At 38.8% G+C, this 21,038-nt stretch carries 22 protein-coding genes; 12 read left to right on the forward strand and 10 right to left on the reverse strand.

From position 1 onward, the window contains the following. Positions 1-14 precede the first annotated feature (14 nt). Positions 15-911: a (2E,6E)-farnesyl diphosphate synthase gene (gene ispA, locus A6E06_RS10945; protein ID WP_065592112.1), complete on the reverse strand. Its 897-nt coding sequence runs from the start codon at positions 909-911 to the stop codon at positions 15-17. Next, positions 904-1,146: an exodeoxyribonuclease VII small subunit gene (gene xseB, locus A6E06_RS10950; protein WP_060993561.1), complete on the reverse strand. Its 243-nt coding sequence runs from the start codon at positions 1,144-1,146 to the stop codon at positions 904-906. Before xseB ends, ispA begins: the two co-directional genes overlap by 8 nt. Positions 1,147-1,423: 277 nt before the next feature. Between xseB and pomA the strand changes: the two genes are divergently transcribed. The 3 genes from pomA to thiI all read left to right on the forward strand — a co-directional run bounded on the left by pomA (position 1,424) and on the right by thiI (position 4,730). Continuing rightward, entirely contained in the window at positions 1,424-2,188 is a 765-nt protein-coding gene (pomA, locus tag A6E06_RS10955) for a flagellar motor protein PomA (protein ID WP_065592113.1), read from the forward strand. 14 nt (positions 2,189-2,202) lie between these two features. Next, positions 2,203-3,129, forward strand: coding sequence for a flagellar motor protein MotB (locus A6E06_RS10960; protein ID WP_065592114.1), 927 nt, complete (start codon positions 2,203-2,205; stop codon positions 3,127-3,129). A 152-nt stretch (positions 3,130-3,281) separates the two neighbouring features. After that, positions 3,282-4,730, forward strand: a complete 1,449-nt coding sequence (gene thiI, locus A6E06_RS10965; RefSeq protein WP_065592115.1) for a tRNA uracil 4-sulfurtransferase ThiI — start codon at positions 3,282-3,284, stop codon at positions 4,728-4,730. A gap of 44 nt (positions 4,731-4,774) precedes the next feature. Here the strand turns inward: thiI and A6E06_RS10970 are convergent, their stop codons facing one another. Beyond that, positions 4,775-5,716, reverse strand: coding sequence for a LysR family transcriptional regulator (locus A6E06_RS10970; protein WP_065592116.1), 942 nt, complete (start codon positions 5,714-5,716; stop codon positions 4,775-4,777). 112 nt (positions 5,717-5,828) lie between these two features. On the opposite strand from A6E06_RS10970, the gene A6E06_RS10975 reads away from it, so the two are divergent. Then, positions 5,829-6,728, forward strand: coding sequence for a DMT family transporter (locus tag A6E06_RS10975; RefSeq protein ID WP_065592117.1), 900 nt, complete (start codon positions 5,829-5,831; stop codon positions 6,726-6,728). Between the two features lie 40 nt (positions 6,729-6,768). On the opposite strand, the gene A6E06_RS10980 is transcribed toward A6E06_RS10975, so the two are convergent. The 7 genes from A6E06_RS10980 to A6E06_RS11010 form a co-directional block, all read right to left on the reverse strand. Continuing rightward, complete coding sequence (locus A6E06_RS10980) at positions 6,769-7,359, reverse strand: DJ-1 family glyoxalase III (RefSeq protein WP_065592118.1); 591 nt, start codon at positions 7,357-7,359, stop codon at positions 6,769-6,771. After that, complete coding sequence (gene panE, locus A6E06_RS10985) at positions 7,356-8,249, reverse strand: 2-dehydropantoate 2-reductase (RefSeq protein ID WP_065592119.1); 894 nt, start codon at positions 8,247-8,249, stop codon at positions 7,356-7,358. Before panE ends, A6E06_RS10980 begins: the two co-directional genes overlap by 4 nt. Before the next feature lie 107 nt (positions 8,250-8,356). Beyond that, positions 8,357-9,181: an outer membrane protein OmpK gene (locus A6E06_RS10990; protein ID WP_065592120.1), complete on the reverse strand. Its 825-nt coding sequence runs from the start codon at positions 9,179-9,181 to the stop codon at positions 8,357-8,359. Positions 9,182-9,464: 283 nt separating this feature from the next. After that, positions 9,465-10,808 carry an MFS transporter gene (locus A6E06_RS10995; protein ID WP_065592121.1) on the reverse strand — a complete coding sequence of 448 codons (1,344 nt, stop codon included), beginning with the start codon at positions 10,806-10,808 and terminating at the stop codon, positions 9,465-9,467. A gap of 81 nt (positions 10,809-10,889) precedes the next feature. After that, entirely contained in the window at positions 10,890-11,450 is a 561-nt protein-coding gene (locus tag A6E06_RS11000; RefSeq protein WP_083190316.1) for a peptidylprolyl isomerase, read from the reverse strand. Beyond that, positions 11,450-12,019: a YajG family lipoprotein gene (locus A6E06_RS11005; protein ID WP_065592123.1), complete on the reverse strand. Its 570-nt coding sequence runs from the start codon at positions 12,017-12,019 to the stop codon at positions 11,450-11,452. Before A6E06_RS11005 ends, A6E06_RS11000 begins: the two co-directional genes overlap by 1 nt. Positions 12,020-12,032: 13 nt before the next feature. After that, positions 12,033-13,178: a methyltransferase gene (locus tag A6E06_RS11010; RefSeq protein WP_065592124.1), complete on the reverse strand. Its 1,146-nt coding sequence runs from the start codon at positions 13,176-13,178 to the stop codon at positions 12,033-12,035. 92 nt (positions 13,179-13,270) lie between these two features. On the opposite strand from A6E06_RS11010, the gene bolA reads away from it, so the two are divergent. The 8 genes from bolA (at position 13,271) to A6E06_RS11050 (ending at position 21,032) form a co-directional block, all read left to right on the forward strand. Next, a complete protein-coding gene (gene bolA / locus A6E06_RS11015; RefSeq protein ID WP_065592125.1) occupies positions 13,271-13,585 on the forward strand; it encodes a transcriptional regulator BolA in 315 nt (104 codons plus the stop codon). A 395-nt stretch (positions 13,586-13,980) separates the two neighbouring features. Further along, positions 13,981-15,321 carry a Na(+)-translocating NADH-quinone reductase subunit A gene (locus tag A6E06_RS11020; RefSeq protein WP_065592126.1) on the forward strand — a complete coding sequence of 447 codons (1,341 nt, stop codon included), beginning with the start codon at positions 13,981-13,983 and terminating at the stop codon, positions 15,319-15,321. Between the two features lie 3 nt (positions 15,322-15,324). Further along, positions 15,325-16,569: an NADH:ubiquinone reductase (Na(+)-transporting) subunit B gene (locus A6E06_RS11025; RefSeq protein WP_065592127.1), complete on the forward strand. Its 1,245-nt coding sequence runs from the start codon at positions 15,325-15,327 to the stop codon at positions 16,567-16,569. After that, positions 16,559-17,341: a Na(+)-translocating NADH-quinone reductase subunit C gene (locus A6E06_RS11030; RefSeq protein ID WP_065592128.1), complete on the forward strand. Its 783-nt coding sequence runs from the start codon at positions 16,559-16,561 to the stop codon at positions 17,339-17,341. Before A6E06_RS11025 ends, A6E06_RS11030 begins: the two co-directional genes overlap by 11 nt. Further along, positions 17,341-17,973 carry an NADH:ubiquinone reductase (Na(+)-transporting) subunit D gene (locus A6E06_RS11035; protein ID WP_065592129.1) on the forward strand — a complete coding sequence of 211 codons (633 nt, stop codon included), beginning with the start codon at positions 17,341-17,343 and terminating at the stop codon, positions 17,971-17,973. The genes A6E06_RS11030 and A6E06_RS11035 overlap by 1 nt, the downstream gene beginning before the upstream one ends. Before the next feature lie 7 nt (positions 17,974-17,980). Beyond that, on the forward strand, positions 17,981-18,577 hold the full coding sequence (gene nqrE / locus A6E06_RS11040; protein ID WP_060993545.1) for an NADH:ubiquinone reductase (Na(+)-transporting) subunit E: 597 nt from the start codon (positions 17,981-17,983) through the stop codon (positions 18,575-18,577). A 29-nt stretch (positions 18,578-18,606) separates the two neighbouring features. Further along, positions 18,607-19,833, forward strand: coding sequence for an NADH:ubiquinone reductase (Na(+)-transporting) subunit F (nqrF, locus tag A6E06_RS11045; RefSeq protein ID WP_065592130.1), 1,227 nt, complete (start codon positions 18,607-18,609; stop codon positions 19,831-19,833). A gap of 164 nt (positions 19,834-19,997) precedes the next feature. Continuing rightward, a complete protein-coding gene (locus A6E06_RS11050; RefSeq protein ID WP_065592131.1) occupies positions 19,998-21,032 on the forward strand; it encodes an FAD:protein FMN transferase in 1,035 nt (344 codons plus the stop codon). Positions 21,033-21,038 lie beyond the last annotated feature (6 nt).

Consider the following 21,038-nt stretch of genomic DNA (forward strand, 5'->3'; position numbering starts at 1 on the left):
AGCGCTTATCTGTTTTAGTTTTTACGCTCAATGACGTATTGGGCGAACGCTTGCATTGCATCCGTATTATAAGGGATATCATTCAACGCATTAATAGCTGTTTGGTATAACTGCTCTGCTTTATGTTTTGCACCGTCAAGGCCAAGTAAAGCTGGGTAGGTACTCTTCTCTAATTCTAGATCAGAACCTTGTGGTTTTCCGAGTGTTTCTGTATCGCTAATGATATCTAAAATATCATCTTGAACTTGAAAGGCTAAGCCAATTGCATCGGCGTATTTTTCAAGTTGAGGAAGAATTGCTTTGCCTTTTTCACCTGCGCATAATGCACCCAGCTGAATGGCACTTTTCATTAATGCCCCTGTTTTATGAGCATGTATTTGTTCTAAAGCGGCAAGGTTTACTAATTTACCTTCCGCTTGTAGGTCAAGAGATTGCCCCATGCACATTCCAGATGCACCGGATGCTTTTGATAACACTCTGATCATATCTATTCGTGATGATTCAGCCTCTGCCGAAAAAAAGCCGTTTGCCAAAATTTCAAAGGCTAAGGTTTGCAATGCATCACCCGCAAGAATAGCGGTCGCTTCGTCAAATTTAATATGACAAGTCGCATGGCCACGACGTAAATTATCATTATCCATAGCGGGTAAATCATCATGGATTAAGGAGTAAGAATGAATACATTCTACGGCCGCTGCTGCATCATCAGAGTGCTCTGCGCTAACGCCTAGCATATTTGCTGTAATGTAGACAAGATAAGGTCGTGCGCGCTTACCCCCTAATAACAATGCGTATTTCATTGCTTCAGTAAGAGGCTGTTGCTGTATTTCTATTTTTTCAAGCCATTGATGCAAGTGATCAATATTACGTTGCTGAAAAATAGGTAATTGGTGTTTAAGTGAATCAGTCATTATCAGTATCAAAAGGCGTTAATTCAGCATTATCATCAGCTTGTAAAAGTATATCGACACGTTGTTCAGCATCGGTTAGTTTTTCTTGCCCAGCTCTTGCTAATGCGATGCCACGCTCAAATTTCTTTAATGCATCTTCAAGAGGCAAGTCGCCACTTTCTAATTGATTTACGACAGAATCTAATTCTTCTATTGCCGCTTCAAATGATAAATTTTCCGGTTTTTTTACAGCCATAATGATTCACTCTTAAAATGATCCAAGAAAGGTAACTCAGAGAGCTTAAAGGGTCAATTGAACTGGTGATAAAGTGATACATAAAAGTAAAATTTAACGAATAGGGGTTATTTTTCAAACAATATAGCAATGAAGTAATCTTTTTTGATAAAAAAATTAAACCATTCATTTCTTTGGTCGATAAGAAAGAAGCGGCAAAAAAATGATGATATTTATGGCTTAATTTTTGCTTAGCTAATTATAGATAAACACAAGTAGCAAGATAGGGGAACGCTCTGTGGATTTAGCAACGTTAATAGGCTTAGTTGGTAGTTTTGCATTTATTATTATGGCAATGGTACTGGCAGGTGGTTTAGCCATTTTTATGGACACAACATCGGTTCTTATCGTATTTGGCGGTTCTATCTTTGTAGTACTAATGAAATTTACGGTGGGCCAATTTTTTGGCGCAGGTAAGATCGCCGTTAAAGCATTTATATTTAAAACAGATGAACCTGTTGATTTAATAGTCACTATTGTTGAAATGGCAGATGCTGCGCGTAAAGGCGGTTTTCTGGCATTGGAAGAAAAAGAGATCAGCAATTCATTTATGCAAAAAGGCATCGATTTATTAGTTGATGGTCATGACGCAGAAGTGGTTAAGGCCACATTACAAAAAGACATTGCATTAACTAATGAGCGTCACGAAAAAGGGGTTGGTGTATTTACCGCTTTTGGTGATGTAGCTCCTGCAATGGGTATGATTGGTACCCTTATCGGTCTAGTGGGGATGTTGTCTAACATGGATGACCCTAAATCGATTGGTCCAGCAATGGCGGTTGCACTACTAACTACATTATATGGTTCTGTTATCTCAAATATGATTGCATTCCCTATTGCACATAAATTGGAATTACGAAAAGAACAAGAAAAATTAAATCGCCGTTTGATTCTTGATGGTATTTTAGCTATTCAAGATGGTCAGAATCCACGAGTTATTGATAGTTATTTACGTAACTACTTAAACGAGAAAAAACGCGTTGTTGATACTGGCGAAGAATAGACTAGGAGCTTATGATGGAAGATGAAGATAAGTGTAAATGTCCTCCTGGTTCCCCTATATGGATGGCAACATTTGCTGACTTAGCAACACTATTAATGTGTTTCTTCGTATTATTACTTTCTTTCTCTGAAATGGACGTATTGAAATTTAAGCAAATTGCGGGTTCGATGAAATTTGCGTTTGGTGTTCAGAATGTTCTTGAAGTAAAGGATATTCCAAAAGGAACGAGTGTTATTGCACAAGAGTTTCGCCCGGGTCGCCCTGAGCCAACACCAATTGAAGTGATTATGCAGCAAACGATAGATATTCCTCAGAAAACATTAGATTTTCATGATGGAGAGTCAGATCGTGCCGGAGGTACTAAGCGTGAATCAGGAAAGCAAACCGGGGGGGAATCATCTTCTACGTCTACGCAAACGAGTTCACAAAGCGAATCTGAATCGCAAAGTCAAAGCCAGTCGCAACAAGAGTTGGAAGAAATCATAAAAAAAGCGTTAGAGCGCGAGATCGATGATGGGGCGTTGGAAGTTGAAAATCTAGGGCAACAATTAGTGATTCGAATTCGTGAAAAAGGCGCTTTCCCTGCGGGGTCGGCTTTCTTGCAACCTAAATTTCGACCATTAATACGTCAAATCGGAGAGTTAGTAAAAGATGTTCCTGGGATTATTCGAGTTTCAGGACATACTGATAATCAACCAATAGAATCAGAGTTATATCGCTCTAATTGGGATTTGTCCGCTCAACGAGCAGTCTCTGTTGCCCATGAAATGATCCGAGTAAAAGGGTTTGATAGTGAGCGTTTAAGAGTACGAGGAATGGCATCAACAGAGCCATTAGTACCGAATAAATCGGCAGCGCAGCGTGCACGTAACCGTCGTGTTGAAATCAGTATTATGCAAGGTAAGCCTCATGAAAGTGATGAAGTACCAAGCGCCCAGTAATTACGTTCTTATAAATAGATAATGCAGAAAGGCGAGTTGAATTAGCAACTCGCCTTTTTTTTCGGTATAATCTTGCGCCTTAGATTAGGGCTCAGCCAATCTAATCTTATTATATTTATTTGATCGTTACTCCACATCAGTGAAGCCTATATATGAAGTTTATCGTTAAGCCACACCCAGAAGTTTTTGTTAAAAGTGATTCAGTACGTAAGCGTTTTATTCGTATTCTTGAAACGAATTTACGCAGTATCATTAAACGCGATACAAAAGGCGTTGAAGTGATTAATCGTCGTGATTACATTGAAGTTTCAGGTCTTGACGGCACATACCGTAATGAAGTGCTTACGGCAGTAACTCATACTCCAGGTATTCACCATGTATTAGAAGTTAAGCAAACTGAATTTACAGATATGCATAACATCTATGAACAATGTTTAGAAATGAACCGTGAGATCATTGAAGGCAAAACCTTCTGTGTTCGTGTGAAGCGTCGCGGTACTCATCCATTTACCTCTATTGAGTTAGAGCGTTACGTGGGTGGCGGCTTAAACCAAGCGGTTGAGTCTGCAAAAGTTCGATTAAAAAATCCTGACGTCACTGTTAAGTTTGAAGTCGAAAACGAAAAACTAAACTTAGTGATTGCTCGTCATAAAGGTCTTGGTGGTTTCCCTCTTGGTACTCAAGAAGATGTATTAAGCCTTATCTCTGGCGGCTTTGATTCAGGCGTATCAAGTTACCTACATATCAAGCGTGGTTCAAAAGTACATTACTTGTTCTTCAACCTAGGTGGCCCAGCTCACGAAATTGGTGTTAAACAAGTTTCTCATTTCTTATGGAAGAAATACGGTTCATCTGCAAAAGTAAAATTCATCGCAGTTGATTTTGAACCTGTTGTTGCTGAGATCCTTGAAAAAGTAGACGACGGCCAGATGGGTGTTATCCTGAAACGTATGTTTATGCGAGCAGGAGGCATGGTTGCAGAGAAATTAGGTATTCAAGGTTTGGCTACTGGTGAGGCGCTAGGTCAAGTATCAAGCCAAACACTAACGAACTTGCGCCATATTGATAATGTAACCGATACATTGATCCTTCGTCCGCTAATTAACTGGGATAAAGAAGATATCATTAATGTTGCTCGTGAAATTGGAACAGAGGATTTTGCTAAAACAATGCCTGAGTATTGTGGTGTGATTTCTAAAAAACCAACGATCAAAGCTGAAAAATTAAAATTAGAGAAAGAAGAAGCTAAATTTGATTTCTCTATTCTTGACCAAGTAATCTACGATGCTCGTGTAATGGATATTCGAGCGATTGAAACAGAAAGCCAAGAGCAAGCACCAGAAGTTGAAATGGTTTCTGAGTTAGGCTCTGATGTTGTCGTTCTTGATATTCGTAGCTCTGAAGAAGAAGATGCGAACCCATTAGAGATTGAGGGTGTAGAAGTTAAGCATTTGCCTTTCTTTAAGATAGCGACTCAATTTGGTGATTTAGACCAATCAAAAGAATATTTATTATACTGTGAACGCGGTGTAATGAGCCGTCTTCAAGCATTATTGCTAATCGACAATGGCTATAAGAATGTAAAAGTATACCGTCCATAGATTACGGTCTCTTTATTCATTAAGTAATTCCTAAAGGGAGCTGATTATTCAGTTCCCTTTTTTATTGTTGTATTTTTTATTTTGAATTGCTGGGTAATGAAATCAATAAAAACTCTTAAACGATTAGGCATGTGTTTACTTTTTATAAACTGGATCATGACATCGCCATGATAGCTTCCTTTAAGCTTCCACTCTGGCAATACTTCGATTAATTCCCCTTTTTTGATTTTGTTATCTACAACAAAATTAGGAAAAACCCCAATGCCAAAATGATGCATAACGGCATCAAGTCGCATTTCTGTGTGGTTGACAATAAATCGGCCATTTACATTGATAGTAAATGACTCGGAGCCCTGCTGTAGTGTCCATTCATTATCATGAAGGTTTTCTCCAAGATACAAGCATTCATGATTGGCTAGTTGTTTCGGATGAGTTAGTTTTCCTTTTTTTGTTATGTACTCTGGAGTGGCGCAAAGAATGAGATCTACCGTGTCGATTACTTTTGCGACGAGATGTTCTTGTGGTTGGTTGGTTAACTTGAAAATCAAATCAAGGTTGTCATGGAGAGGATCGCAAGATTGGTCCGTTACTTTTATTTGAAGCTTTATATTTGGATAACGGTCGACAAAATCAATCAATATTGGCTGTAAAACCTGCTTACCAAAGGCCTTCGGGGTTGCAATTCTTAGTATGCCTTCAATTTTAGTATTGTTGCTATCTGAAGCATGAATCGCCTCTTGTGCGTTCTCAATGATGTTTTTGCAATAATTGTATGTTTCTTTTCCCGCAATTGTCAGAGTTTGTTTCCGTGTGGTTCTTTCTAACAACGTAATATTTAACGCATTCTCAAGTCGAGAGATCTGACGACTTACCCCTGATGGAGTCATATCAAGAGTGACTGCGGCTTTAGTGAAGCTTTCAGATTCGACAACTGTCACAAAGGCAGCCATATCAGGTAATAACGCTATAAGTTTATTTATGTCCATCAGTCACAAAAGATTTGATTTAAGAGGGGATTATTTAACCTATCAGTTTCCAGTATGTTAGTGCAAATAAGGATGTGGGTTATGTTATCTCGCAAGAAAAAAGAGAGTGTCTATGGAAGGCAATGTAATAAGAGAATCATGGATGAGCGTGAATCGATATTTACCAACGGCGATGTTATTACTTGTCGCTATTTTTTGGGGAACAAGTTATGGCATTGGAAAAGAAGCATTGTTGTTCACTACTGTCGTTGTCTTTTTGGTCATTCGATTTTTAATGACAACGCTAGTGTTATTGCCCATTGTTATTTATCAAAGAAATTATAGGAATTGGACATCTGTACTCCCTACAGGTGTTGTTTTGTTTTTGATTTTTGTATGTGAGACTTACGGTATTAAAAATACAACGGCGTCTAATGCGGCATTTCTTATCAGTTTGTTTGTTGTCTTTACGCCGGTTATAGAGTGGGTGGTAAATAAAAAAAAGCCGAGTAACCAGCTATTTTTATTGTCTTTTATTTCTATTGCTGGGGTTTTTCTATTAACGAACAATAATATAAATCAACTAAAAATGAACATTGGTGATGCTCTTATGTTGATGGCTGCTTTGTTAAGAGGGGCTATGGTTGTTTATACTAAAAAGATAATGGTTGATAAGGAGGTGGATCCAATATTAGTTACTATGGTTCAAGCGAGTGTTGTGTCTGTTCTCTCTATCATTTTACTTTTTTCGATTAATGGTACTGAATTTATTCAGTTGATACCGGTAGAGCCGTCTTTTTGGTTTCTGATAATGTATCTTGTTTTATTTTGTACTGTGTTTGCATTTTATGCTCAAAATTACAGTGTTCAGAAAATGTCACCGACTAGAGTCTCTATCTTAATGGGAAGTGAGCCTATATTTGGTGCTCTGTTTGCTTTTTTATGGTTGAGTGAAAGCTTTTCCATGCTTCAAATGGCAGGGGCGACTCTTATTCTTATCGTTACGTTTATGGTGACCAAAAATAAAACATAGCGCCTGATTATTATCCGCGCTATGTTCTTTTCTTTAACGTCTAAATTTTATGATAATTTAATGTAGGGAGAGTCCCCAGCTCTGTTGCTAATTGAGCGGTCAGTTCTTTTCCACCAAATTGTGTCACTATTTCCATAGCAAATTCGAGAGCAGAGCCTGGGCCTTGACTTGTAATTAGGTTATTTAGCACATCGGTAAATACCCGCTTAACTCGGCGATTTTGTTCTGGAATATGGTGCATTAGTGCAGGGTAACAGGTCATTAAAGCGGCAGGGTAGATGTTATGATGTTGGAGTACAATAGCAGGTGCCGCGCAAATTGCTGCAACCCATTTACCATCGTCTTTTTGTTGCTTTAGTAGCTCAATTAATAATGTGCTATCGCGGAAGTTTTCAGAACCTTTTAACCCACCAGGAAGAACGATACAGTTAAATTCCTCATCCGCCACATCGACTAATTTTACGTCAGCAGTTAGCATAACTCGCTGTGCGGCTTTCATTGTTAAAGAGCCATCAAATGCGGTGCTAGCAATCGTAACATCAAATTTAGCGCGCTCTAGGATATCTATCACGGTAATCGCTTCTAGCTCTTCTGTTCCAGGAGCTAGGCAAACTAGAATTTTAGTAGTCATAGTGTGTTCTCTTCTAATTGTTTTATTTGATTATATAACGTTTGGTTAAGTGGTGTTGATATACCGTGCAGTTTCGCTTTTTGTAATAGATAACCAGTAATATAATCTATTTCAGTTTTTCGCTGATAAAAGCAATCACGGTTCATTGAAGAGTAGTTTTTAGAGGTCGCTGATATTACTTGGTTCACTGTTGAAACTAGTTCTGTTTCCGCCCACTCGACATTTTCTTGTTGTAAAACTTGTTGTACTTCACTGCAAATACGAATGACTTCTTGATGAATGTCAGAGTGAGTTAAGTGTCCATTTTGACATTGATGAATTGCAGTTAGAGGGTTAATCGCACAATTAATGGCAAGTTTTTTCCATAGTGCTATTTTAATCTCAGGGTTCCATTCTATGCTTGGTAGGCTATGAGTAAGTACCTCTTGGATAAATTGGCATTGATTACCCAATGAGTTAAATGGACCAATGACAGTATGACCAAAGCCTGTATGTTTTACGGTGTGAGTGTTCTCTTTTAATGCACCATGTGTGGTAGTGGCTTGTAATACTGGATGGTGATTAATGTGCTCTTTTATTGCATCAATCGCCCCCATGCCATTATGCATAAAGAGCAATATAGTTTCTTGTGATAATAATGGAAGTAAAGGGAGTAGTGCGTTTTCTACTTGCCATGCTTTAACGGTAATAAAAAGCAGATCACAATGAGAGAGTGATTCTTTGTCGTTACAGGAAAAAGAGTGCGATGAGTTTTCTTCTGCATTTAAAGAAAGAGAAAGTTCAGAAGGCGTTGAGTTTCTTGTCCATAACGAGACACTGTGTCCTGCCTTTTGAAGATAGCATGCCCATAAGGAGCCTACTGCGCCAGGACCAAGAATAGTGATATTCACAGGTAAATCCAGAAAGAAGAAATAATGAGAGAAGTGTAATAGGTTTGCTAGAAAAAACAAAGGCGCTCATGATGAGCGCCTTAGTAAAATAGGTATTCTAAATTAGATTAGAACTTGTAAGTAACACTTAGGTAGTGACTCACGCCTGATGATTCCCAATCGCCACCAAAGCCAGTAGCTGCACCATCTTCTAAGCCGTAGATGTCTTGGTAAGCTTTTAGACCGTAACCAACAGCAAACTGGTTTGAATGCCAGTAGATACCATTAAACATAGCGCCACCATTGCTCTTTGTACCAGCTTCACTATCATCCATACCTAATTGGTAATCAATGTAACCTTGGTAAGAAATGAATGAACCATTATCGAAGAAGTAGAATGGTTTGAACCAGTTAGCCGATACTTGGTAGCCGTTCCAATCTTTAGAGTTTAAATCATAAAGACCGTAGAAGTTAAGACCAACTTTGCCTAACCAAGGAACCATGATATCAGAGCCTAAACCCCAGAAAGAGTTGTTCACGCCGCCGTTGTTGCCGCCCCAGTTAAATAGCGTAGCAACATACAGTTCTTGAATTGGTCCCATTGATAAATCTTTACCAGTCAGTCCATCTAAAGACATACGTGGTGCAAATTTCATGAACATTTTATCATCTGCTGTAGATTTATCTGTGTCATCTTGGTTTGCTAGGTTAAATACATCAACGTAGCCATAAAGATCAAAAATGCCAGAGCGACCGCCAAATTCCATTTCTAAATAGTCATGTGTATTTTCTGCAGCAGTGCTTGAAGCTGGTTTCTCATCGATTGAATACATGTAGTTAAACTGCATGAATTTGAAATCATTCTTATGAGTATCGCCATCTGTGTAATCAGCCGCGAAAGTAGGAGCAGAAAGAGTAGCAAGAACAGATAGAGCTAAAAGGGATTTGCGCATAATGACATCTCTATAGTTATGTATTACTAAAATAAGTAGCGAGTAGTTTAGTACTGCCTTTAAGTTGTGCTCATATTATAGATAAAGTTCACTTTTTTAAATGCAACTTATGTAATCATGTTGTTATATATAGATCTTGATCCTGTTTATAAAATAATTTTTAAAAATTAAGTGATCTGTATCACCTAATTTGCAAGCCCATGACAAAAAAGTGTGAGCGAAAACGATAACGCCCTCAAAGTGTGAGGGCGTTGATTGTAGAATTGTTATGGATTTTGAAAGCTTAAGAACCTTGATACTTAGCCAACAGTGCTTTGAAATGCCCTTTAAGCATAAGTAACATGATCAAACTTGGGATCACCATCACTGCAGTCAATATAAAGAATAATGGCCAGCTATTTAAATAGTCAACTAATTCTCCACTGAAGGAAGCTAAGGTGGTTCGTCCTAAATTACCTAATGAAGCAAGTAATGCATATTGGGTGGCTGAGAATGCTTCACCTGTTAATATCGTCAAGAAAGAGACAAAGGCAACAGTAGAGAATGCCGTTGTAAAATTATCGACAAAAATAGTGGCTAAGAATAAATGTTCATTAGGGCCAACATTAGCGATTAAAGCAAACATTAGATTACTTGCTGCCATCGCTATACCACCGATCATTAGACCCTTGATAATACCAAAACGAACATTGATTAAACTGCCTAAGAGAGTAAAGAAGACCGTTGCTCCCCAACCGATGAGTTTTGAGTAATAACCAATTTGTTCATTACTAAAACCAATTTCTTTATAGAACGTGATAGACATTCTGCCCAAGAAGGCTTCACCAATTTTAAATAAGAAAACAAACAACAATAGAGTACAGGCTGTTTTCACGCCATTGCGATTAAAGAAATCATAAAAAGGTTCAATAATCGTTACGGTAAACCAAGCAGCGGTTTTTGAGCCTACAACTTTATTGTGTCTAGCTTCTGCTTCATGTTGGAGTTCATCTCGTTTCGTTTTTGGTTCCCCAACCAATAAAGTGAAAACCATAAGTAAGGCAACAATCCCCGCCATACCATAATAAACACTATTCCAACCAATACTGTCAGCATTCACAAATGCTAGGTATCCGGGAAGAGAATAGCCAGTCCACCAACCTATAACGGCCATGGCTGATGCTTGTGGCATTTTACTTGATTCTGATTTAGGAAAAGTATCAATTCGAAATGCATCGATAGCGATGTCTTGTGTTGATGATGCGGTCGCAATTGCAAGAGCGAACATAGACGTTAAGGCTAGATTATTTGCTGGGTCTAAGCCTGCAATTTGTAAGGTACAAACGAAAACAATAGCCTGACATAGAAAAATCCAACTACGTCGCTGACCCAATTTATTTCCTAAAAAGGGTAATTTGACACGGTCAACAAGTGGAGCCCACATGAAGTTGATAGCGTAAACAGCAAAAACAGAGCCAAAGTAACCAATAGCAGCACGAGTTAACCCTGCATCTTTAAGCCAACCAGACATGTTTGATCCGATCAAAACCCATGGAAAACCACTTGAACAGCCAAGCATGAAAACCCAAAGCAGACGTTTATCCATGTAGCTTTTAATGGCTGTTTTCCATTGCATGGAATGAGACATGAAACGCTCCTTGTTATGAAAAGAGATAGAAAAAGCAAAGCAGCCCGAAAGCTGCTCTGTAATTTGTTTATTTTACCGTGATTATTTAATCAATGTTGCTTTAGTTATGATTATCGGCTCAATAGGTATATCACGCATCCCATTCGGGAGTGCTTTTGTTTTCTTGGTTGCCATGTTTTGAATAACATCAAAACCTTGAGTCACTTTCCCAAAAACAGCATAACCAGGTGGACGTTGGCTTGCATTTAAGAAACCGTTGTCATTAAGATTGATGTAAAACTGGCGAGTTGCTGAATCAGGATTATTGGTACGAGCCATAGCAATCGTTGCTACATCATTACCTAAACCATTATTGCCTTCGTTTTTTATTGGGCCATAATTTGATTTTTTCAGCATATCTTTATCAAAACCACCACCTTGAGCCATAAAGCCTGGGATAACACGGTGGAATTGAGTGCCAACATAGCTGCCATCTTCAACATAACGAATAAAGTTTGCTACTGAGATAGGGGCTTTTTCTGAATTAAGTTCAACCGTGAAATTACCTAATGTAGTTTCAAATTTTACCGATTCAGCAAGAGTTGCTTGTGTAAATCCAAGTGCAGCAACGAGTAAAGCTGTTTTAGACATCCATTTCATGATTAGAAGTTACCTTTAATGTAAGTTTGTAGTTCTTCATCTACAGCAATTTTATCTAATACGGCATTTAAAAGGTCGTTAAGTACAGTTTCGACATCTTGATTGTCTACACTCATTGAGCCTGTTTTGTCTGAAACGCCACTGTAGGTTTTTACAAATTTCCCTTTTGGTGTCTCTGCGGTGATTTGCAGCTTAACTTGTGTTTTTATTTCATTGCTCATTAGTGAATGTTGAACGCTAGCCAATGCTTCAATAACATCCAAACGTAGCGTGTTATCACTATCTACAGTAATGACAAAACCTTGCGTTTTTAACTGGGTTGCCAATGCGTCTTCAAGTGTTACGCGTAAATTTTGTTTTGCATGAATAGGTTGTACATTTTGACGTCCGTTATCGATAACAGCAACGTATTGTGCAGTGCGTAAATCACTGCTGTCTAATGTTAACTTTATACCATCTACAATTTGGTGAGCATTGGTAGATGCAACAGGTCGAATATCCAATTGAGGATCGGAAGGGGCACTACATGCAGCTAAAAATAGAGCAGAAAGGGCGATAATGGCCTTTTTCATTGGGATATCCTTTTTATTTTGATTTCTCAGCTTTAACAGCTTCTAAAATAACGAATTTTGAATTACTAGCAATCGTGGTGACGTTTTCTTCACCAAATAAGCGACCTAATTTAGCATCATAATCAAGATGACGGTTTCCAATAACTAATAATTTCCCTTCTTTACATAAGATGTGCTTAGCATCACAGAACATTTGCCATGCAATATGATCGGTAATCGCTTGGCCTTGATGGAAAGGAGGGTTACATAGTACCAAGTAACTACTGTGCTTTTTAAAACCATCTAAGCAGTTATTTGCAATAAATTGAAATTGACGTTCTTTTCCTAAATTCACTTCTAAATTGCGTCTAGCAGATTCTACTGCCATGAAGCTTTCATCAACACAAGTTATACGTGCTTCAGGGTTTAACTGAGCTGCTTTTACACTTAATACCCCGTTTCCACAGCCTAAATCAATAATATGACGAAGCTCGGCATCTACCGGGATATGTTCTAGAAGAAAACGAGCGCCTTGGTCTAAACGTTCGCCAGAATAGACATTTGGGTAATTTAATAGGTCAATGTCTTCATTATCTACACTCCAACATACTGCTTCAGCAATAGTGTCAGGGTTACTTGCATTCGCATTTGAGAAAACTAAACGATGTTTTTTCCAAGCTAAAGAGGTTTTTGTTTCACCCAAGAAATCTTCAAATAATTCAAGAGTAGAACTGTGAATTTCTTTTGCTTTATTAACCGCAATAATCGGACACTCAGCTGTCATGGCTTGACGAAGTTGTTGAAGTTGCCATGCTAACATACGGTTGTTTTTTGGGATTTGCATCAATACCAGATCGAAACCTTGTGGCATCTCATCTGTTGATGTGATCAGTTGTACGCGATTACATTGGTTACGTTGTAGGTTTTTTAAAGTACCACGTTGAGAGACGAAAGAATCAGTCATCATTGTTACGTTGTGCTTTTCAGAGAACCAACAAGATAAAGCACCAAAATTATCATTTAAGATAAGAATGTTTTTTCCATCCTCTAGATTTAACTCTTCTACGTGGTTAATGATAAATTCATCACCAGCATCCCAAGCTTGTAATAATTCTTGAGCACGTTTTGGGTAACGTTGTAAATTTAAGCTTCGGTCAAACAAACATAATTCAGTTTTCATAATTTAGATCTTCAGTAGGGTACGCTTCTGGCTATTGTCGCAAATGGCGTATAAAGTGGAAACAGAAGAATTCAAATAAAGAAAGGAATTATATGATTCAGCATCAAATTGAGCGTAAATTGCGCACTGAGCTATCACCATCGTACTTAAAAGTATTGAATGAGAGTTATATGCATAATGTGCCAGAAGGTTCAGAGAGCCACTTTAAAGTTATTGCGGTTAGTGATGGATTTGAAGGGAAGCGTTTATTAGCTCGTCATCGTACGATTAATAGTATCTTAGCTGATGAGTTAGCCAACCACATTCATGCGCTTGCTATCCATACTTATACGGAATCAGAGTGGCAGGCATTAGATACAGAGCTGGTTCCTCAATCACCAGATTGTATGGGAGGGTCGAAAAGTTAACAATGAAACGAGCATGTTTTATTTTTTAACATAAAATAAATATTTGTTACTTTCGATTGTTAAAATATAATCAATCATGGATTTCATTGCTACTAAAGGGGTATTCTTTAGTTTTGAACAATAATTGTGCACTCGGTCTAAAATCCTTAAAGAATTTCAATGATTTTCAGCAGTAAAGAACAAAAAATTGTGGGAATCTGGCTATTGAACGTGGCATCTACACCATAAAAAATGCTAGAATCCTTCGCCTTAAAATAGCTTTTTCCGTCTTTATGTAAAAAGCATATTGCTAAAATGTTACCTCTCTGGTGGTTTGCCATCATAGAGTTGATCACATTAGTAATGTCGTGTCTTATATAGAATCCTTTTTCCCAATTAAATTAGTGCAAGTGCGTATGATTACAATAAAAAAGGGTTTGGATCTTCCTATTGCAGGAGTTCCAACTCAGGTGATTAATGATGGTAAAGCCATCAGCAAAGTCGCCTTGCTTGGCGAAGAGTACGTTGGTATGCGTCCTACGATGTATGTCCGCGTTGAAGATGTAGTAAAAAAAGGTCAAATTCTTTTTGCTGATAAAAAGAATCCTGGCGTTATTTTTACTGCTCCAGTAAGTGGTAAAGTTGTTGAAATTAACCGTGGTGCAAAGCGTGTACTTCAATCTGTAGTTATTGCAGTTGAAGGCGAAGAGCAGGTTACTTTTAATAGCTATGCAGCAAATCAGTTAGCTTCTCTTGACCGTGATACGGTTAAGCAACAGCTTATTGATTCTGGTGCATGGACTGCATTACGTACTCGTCCGTTCAGCAAGGTTCCAGCGATCGATTCTGAAACAAAGGCTATCTTTGTTACTGCTATGGATACTAATCCTTTAGCAGCTGATGCAGAAGTGATCATTAACCAACAAGAAGAAGCTTTTGTTGCAGGCTTAGATCTATTATCTGTTTTAACAGGTGAGAAGGTTTATGTATGTAAGAAAGGGGGTAGTTTACCTCGTTCTGCTCAAAAAAATGTTGAAGAACATGTATTTGATGGACCTCATCCAGCAGGATTAGCTGGTACACACATGCATTATTTGTATCCTGTGGATCTAAATAATGTGGCGTGGAGTATTGGCTACCAAGATGTAATTGCTTTTGGTCAACTTTTCTTAACGGGTGAAATTTACTCAGACAGAATCGTTTCTCTAGCTGGACCTGCTGTAAATAATCCTCGTTTAGTTCGTACTATTACTGGTGCTAGCTTACTTGAATTAACTGATAGCGAAGTTATGCCTGGTGAAGTACGAATCATTTCTGGTTCTGTATTAAATGGTACTCAAGCGTCTGGCCCACACGCCTACCTTGGTCGTTATCATCAGCAAGTAAGTGTACTTCGTGAAGGTCGTGAGAAAGAATTATTTGGTTGGGCTGTCCCAGGTAAAAATAAATTCTCAGTTACTCGTTCTTTCTTGAGCCACCTATTCTCAGGTCAAGTGTTTAACATGACGACAACTACTAATGGTAGTGATCGTGCAATGGTGCCAATTGGTAATTACGAACGTGTAATGCCATTAGATATGGAACCAACTATGTTATTACGTGACCTTTGTGCAGGTGATGTTGACAGTGCTGCTCGTTTAGGTGCGTTAGAGTTAGATGAAGATGATCTAGGTCTATGTACTTACGTATGCCCTGGTAAATATGAGTATGGTCCAATGCTTCGTGAGATCTTGGATACCATCGAGAAGGAAGGGTAATTGATGAGCCTTTTAAATTTATTTGAAAAAGTTGAACATCATTTTGAACCTGGCGGTAAATATGAGAAGTGGTTTGCTTTATATGAAGCAACAGCGACACTTTTTTATACGCCTGGTACGGTAACTAAAGGTGGTTCACATGTTCGCGATAGCGTTGATTTAAAACGTATCATGATCATGGTTTGGTTTGCAGTATTCCCAGCAATGTTCTGGGGGATGTACAACGCAGGTAACCAAGCAATTGTTGCTCTTGAGCACATGTATTCTGGCGCTGAACTAGCAGGTGTAATTTCTGGCAACTGGCATTACTGGTTGACTGAAATGCTTGGTGGTACGGTAAGTGCTGATGCAGGCTGGGGCAGTAGCATGCTACTGGGTGCTACTTACTTCTTACCTATCTACGCAACAGTGTTTCTTGTTGGTGGTTTCTGGGAAGTATTGTTCTGTATGGTGCGTAAGCATGAAGTAAACGAAGGTTTCTTTGTTACTTCTATTCTTTTCGCATTGATCGTTCCACCAACGCTTCCTTTATGGCAAGCAGCATTAGGTATTACCTTCGGTGTTGTTGTTGCTAAAGAGATCTTTGGCGGTACTGGTCGTAACTTCCTTAACCCAGCACTTGCGGGTCGTGCATTCTTATTCTTTGCATACCCAGCTCAAATTTCAGGTGATGCGGTTTGGACTGCTGCTGATGGCTTCTCTGGTGCAACAGCACTTAGCCAATGGGCACAAGGCGGTCAAGGTGGTCTAGTTAATACAGTAACTGGCAACACTATCTCTTGGATGGATGCATTCATTGGTAATATCCCAGGTTCAATTGGTGAGGTTTCGACTCTTGCTCTGATCCTTGGTGGCCTAATGATCGTTTATATGCGTATTGCATCTTGGCGTATTATTGCGGGTGTTATGATCGGTATGGTTGCAGCGTCAACGCTGTTTAATCTTATTGGTTCTGATACAAACGCAATGTTTAGCATGCCTTGGCATTGGCACCTAGTTCTTGGTGGTTTTGCGTTTGGTATGATCTTTATGGCGACAGACCCAGTATCGGCAACATTTACCAGTAAAGGTAAGTGGTGGTACGGTATTCTAATTGGTGCGATGGCTGTAATGATCCGTGTAGTTAACCCTGCATACCCAGAAGGTATGATGTTAGCTATTCTGTTTGCAAACTTATTTGCTCCACTGTTTGATAACCTTGTAGTTGAAGGTAACGTGAAACGGAGACTAAAACGCTATGGCAAGTAATAACGATAGCATTAAAAAGACTCTCGGTGTTGTTGTTGGTTTGAGCCTAGTATGTTCAATCATCGTATCAACTGCTGCAGTTGTTCTTAAACCTAAGCAACAAGCAAATGCTGTTCTAGATAAGCAAAGTAAAATTGTTGAAGTTGCTGGTGTGACTGGTACAGGAACTATTCCTGAGCTATTTGCCGCGAATATTGAACCTCGTCTTGTTGATTTTACAACGGGTGAATTCGTTGAAAAAAGCCTTACTGGTGATAGTGCTGCTACTTACGATCAACGTAAAGCAGCAAAAGATCCAAAACAATCTATCAAGCTAACTGCTGAACAAGATAAAGCGAAGATCATTCGTCGTGCTAACTTAGGTGTTGTTTACCTAGTTAAAAGCGGTGATACAGTATCTAAGGTTATCATTCCTGTTCATGGTACTGGCTTATGGTCAATGATGTATGCATTTGTTGCTGTTGAAACTGACGGTAACACTGTTGCGGGTATCACTTATTACGATCAAGCGGAAACTCCGGGACTTGGTGGTGAAGTTGAGAACCCAACGTGGCGTGCACAATTTGCAGGTAAGAAACTGTTTGATGCAGATCATAACCCTGCAATTAAGATTGTTAAAGGCGGTGCTCCAGCTGGTTCTGAGCACGGCGTAGATGGTCTTTCTGGTGCAACGCTAACTGCTAATGGTGTTCAACACACATTTGACTTCTGGTTAGGTAATGATGGCTTCGGTCCATTCCTTACTAAAGTTCGTAATGGAGAACTGAACTAATGGCTAATGCTAAAGAAATTAAAAAGAGCATTTTAGCGCCGGTGTTGGATAACAACCCAATCGCGCTTCAAGTTCTTGGTGTATGTTCAGCTCTAGCTGTAACTACTAAACTTGAAACGGCTTTTGTTATGACTTTAGCGGTAATGTTTGTTACTGCTTTATCTAACTTATTCGTTTCGCTAATTCGTAACCACATGCCAAACAGCGTTCGTATCATCGTACAGATGGCGATCATTGCTTCTTTGGTAATCGTTGTTGACCAAGTATTGAAAGCATATCTATATGATATTTCTAAACAGCTTTCAGTATTCGTTAGCTTGATCATTACAAACTGTATTGTAATGGGTCGTGCTGAAGCGTTCGCAATGAAGTCTGCTCCACTTCCATCTTTTATTGATGGTATTGGTAACGGTCTTGGTTACGGTTTTGTATTGATGACAGTTGCATTTTTCCGTGAGCTTTTAGGCTCAGGTAAACTGTTTGGTGTTGAAGTTCTTCCACTTGTTTCTAACGGTGGTTGGTACCAACCAAATGGTATGATGCTTCTAGCGCCATCTGCATTCTTCTTAATTGGTTTCATGATTTGGGCTATCCGTATCATTAAACCTGCACAAGTAGAAGCGAAGGAGTAAGGTCGAAATGGAACATTATATTAGTTTACTTGTTAAATCGATCTTCATCGAAAACATGGCGCTTTCATTCTTCCTAGGTATGTGTACTTTCTTAGCCGTGTCTAAGAAAGTAAAAACATCGTTTGGTCTGGGTGTTGCTGTAGTTGTTGTTCTAACAATTGCGGTACCTGTGAACAACCTTGTTTACACTTACCTATTGAAAGAAAATGCGATTGTTGCTGGTGTTGATTTAACATTCCTTAGCTTCATTACCTTTATTGGTGTTATCGCGGCACTTGTACAAATTTTAGAAATGATCTTAGACCGTTTCTTCCCACCTTTGTACAATGCGTTAGGTATCTTCCTTCCGTTAATCACAGTTAACTGTGCTATTTTCGGTGGTGTATCTTTCATGGTTCAACGTGACTATAACTTTGCTGAATCGGTAGTATACGGTTTCGGTTCTGGTGTTGGTTGGATGTTGGCTATCGTAGCGCTTGCTGGTATTCGTGAGAAAATGAAATATTCAGACGTACCTCCTGGTCTTCGTGGTCTAGGTATTACTTTCATTACAGTAGGTTTGATGGCGTTAGGCTTTATGTCTTTCTCTGGTGTTCAACTGTAGGGTAAGCACCCAATAATAAGGAATAACAAATGCAAAGCATTATTCTTGGTGTAGCGATGTTTACCATTATTGTACTGGCTTTAGTATTAGTGATCTTATTCGCTAAATCTAAACTAGTACCATCAGGTGACATTACTATCTCTGTAAACGGCGATCCAGAAAAAGCGATCGTTACACAGCCAGGCAGCAAGTTACTTAGTGCACTTGGTAGTGCCGGTATCTTTGTATCATCTGCATGTGGTGGCGGTGGCTCTTGTGGTCAGTGTCGTGTGAAAGTGAAATCTGGTGGTGGTGATATTCTACCTACAGAGCTTGATCACATCTCTAAAGGTGAGGCTCGCGAAGGTGAGCGTCTAGCATGTCAAGTTGCAATGAAAACTGACATGGAAATAGAACTTCCTGAAGAAATCTTTGGTGTTAAAAAGTGGGAATGTACCGTTACGTCGAATGACAACGAAGCCACTTTTATCAAAGAATTGGTTCTTGCTATCCCTGATGGCGAAGAAGTTCCATTCCGTGCTGGTGGTTACATTCAAATTGAAGCTGAACCACATCACATTAAATACGCAGACTTTGATGTTCCTGACGAATATCGTGGTGATTGGGATAAGTTCAACTTGTTCCGTTACGAGTCAATCGTTAAAGAACATTCGATCCGTGCTTACTCTATGGCTTCATACCCAGAAGAGAAAGGCATTATCAAGCTTAACGTACGTATTGCGACTCCGCCGCCAAATAATCCAGATGTAGCTCCTGGTGTTATGTCATCTTATATCTGGTCTTTAAAAGAAGGCGACAAATGTACTATTTCTGGTCCATTTGGTGAATTCTTTGCTAAAGATACTGATAATGAAATGGTATTCATCGGTGGTGGTGCTGGTATGGCGCCAATGCGTTCTCATATCTTTGACCAACTTTTACGTCTTAAATCAACGCGTAAAATGTCTTACTGGTATGGTGCTCGTTCTAAGCGTGAAATGTTCTACGTTGAAGACTTTGACGGCCTAGCTGCTAACAATGAAAACTTCGTATGGCATTGCGCTCTGTCTGACCCAATGCCAGAAGATAACTGGGATGGTTACACAGGCTTCATTCACAACGTTCTTTATGAAAACTACTTACGTGATCATGAAGCACCTGAAGATTGTGAGTACTACATGTGTGGTCCACCAATGATGAACGCAGCTGTAATTGGCATGCTTAAAGATCTTGGTGTTGAAGATGAAAACATCTTACTAGATGACTTCGGTGGTTAATCCATTGAGGTAAGAAATATTGGCTGACTCATTACTGAGTCAGCCTTTTTTCGTATTAATGAGCTATATTTAACCTGACAAAGTACAGGGTTATAGGTTTTGTAAATCTATATTCCTGTGTATTGTTTGCGTTATTTTAATGTATTTTAATTAAGGAGTTGGCAGTGATTGTCAGTGTTACTCATTTAGTGAATAAAACTAAAATTGTTTTATTATCTTGTTTAGCGTTAGTTTTGCTTTCAGGTTGTGGCGATCAACGTGAGCAAATATATATAAATGGTCCGACAATGGGGACTAGCTACAATATTAAATTCATTAATAAAGAAGGTTTACCTACAACAGAAGAAATCCATGCAGAGGTGGATAGAAAACTCGAACTTGTTAATGATCAAATGTCGACATATCGCCAAGATTCTGAATTAAGCCTATTTAATAAAAGTACAGATTTAACCCCGTTTACTGTTTCTAAAGATACTGCAACAGTAATCAACGAAGCGATTCGTTTAAACCAAATGACGGAAGGTGCATTAGATATTACGGTTGGTCCATTAGTTAATTTGTGGGGTTTTGGTCCAGAAGCTCGCCCTGAAGTTGTTCCTACTGAAGATGAATTGAATGCTCGCCGTGCTATTGTCGGTATTCAACATTTAAGTGCGACAGAAACAACTGTTACAAAAGATATTCCTAACCTTTATGTTGATTTATCAACAATAGCAAAAGGCTGGGGTGTTGATGTTGTAGCTAATTATCTAGAAGGATTAGGTATTACGGACTACATGGTTGAAGTCGGTGGTGAAATGCGAGTTAAAGGCAGCAATAAAGAGAATGTTGCTTGGCGTATCGCAATTGAAAAACCAACGGTTGATGAGCGCTCTATTCAAGAGATTATTGAACCTGGGCATCATGCTGTAGCTACATCTGGTGATTACCGTATTTATTTTGAAAAAGAGGGTGTTCGTTATTCTCATATCATTAACCCAATTACAGGTAAACCAATTGCTAATAAAGTTGTCTCAGTTACAGTACTTGATAAATCTTCAATGACCGCTGATGGCTTAGCAACAGGCCTAATGGTGTTAGGTGAAGAGAAGGGCATGGAAATTGCCAACAAAAACAATATTCCTGTTTTCATGATAGTGAAAACAAAAGATGGCTTTAAAGAGATAGCTTCTGAAGCCTTTAAGCCTTTTTTGAAATAAGTGAGT

It is taken from the genome of Aliivibrio sp. 1S175, from assembly GCF_001690985.1.
Classification (GTDB): Bacteria; Pseudomonadota; Gammaproteobacteria; order Enterobacterales; family Vibrionaceae; genus Aliivibrio.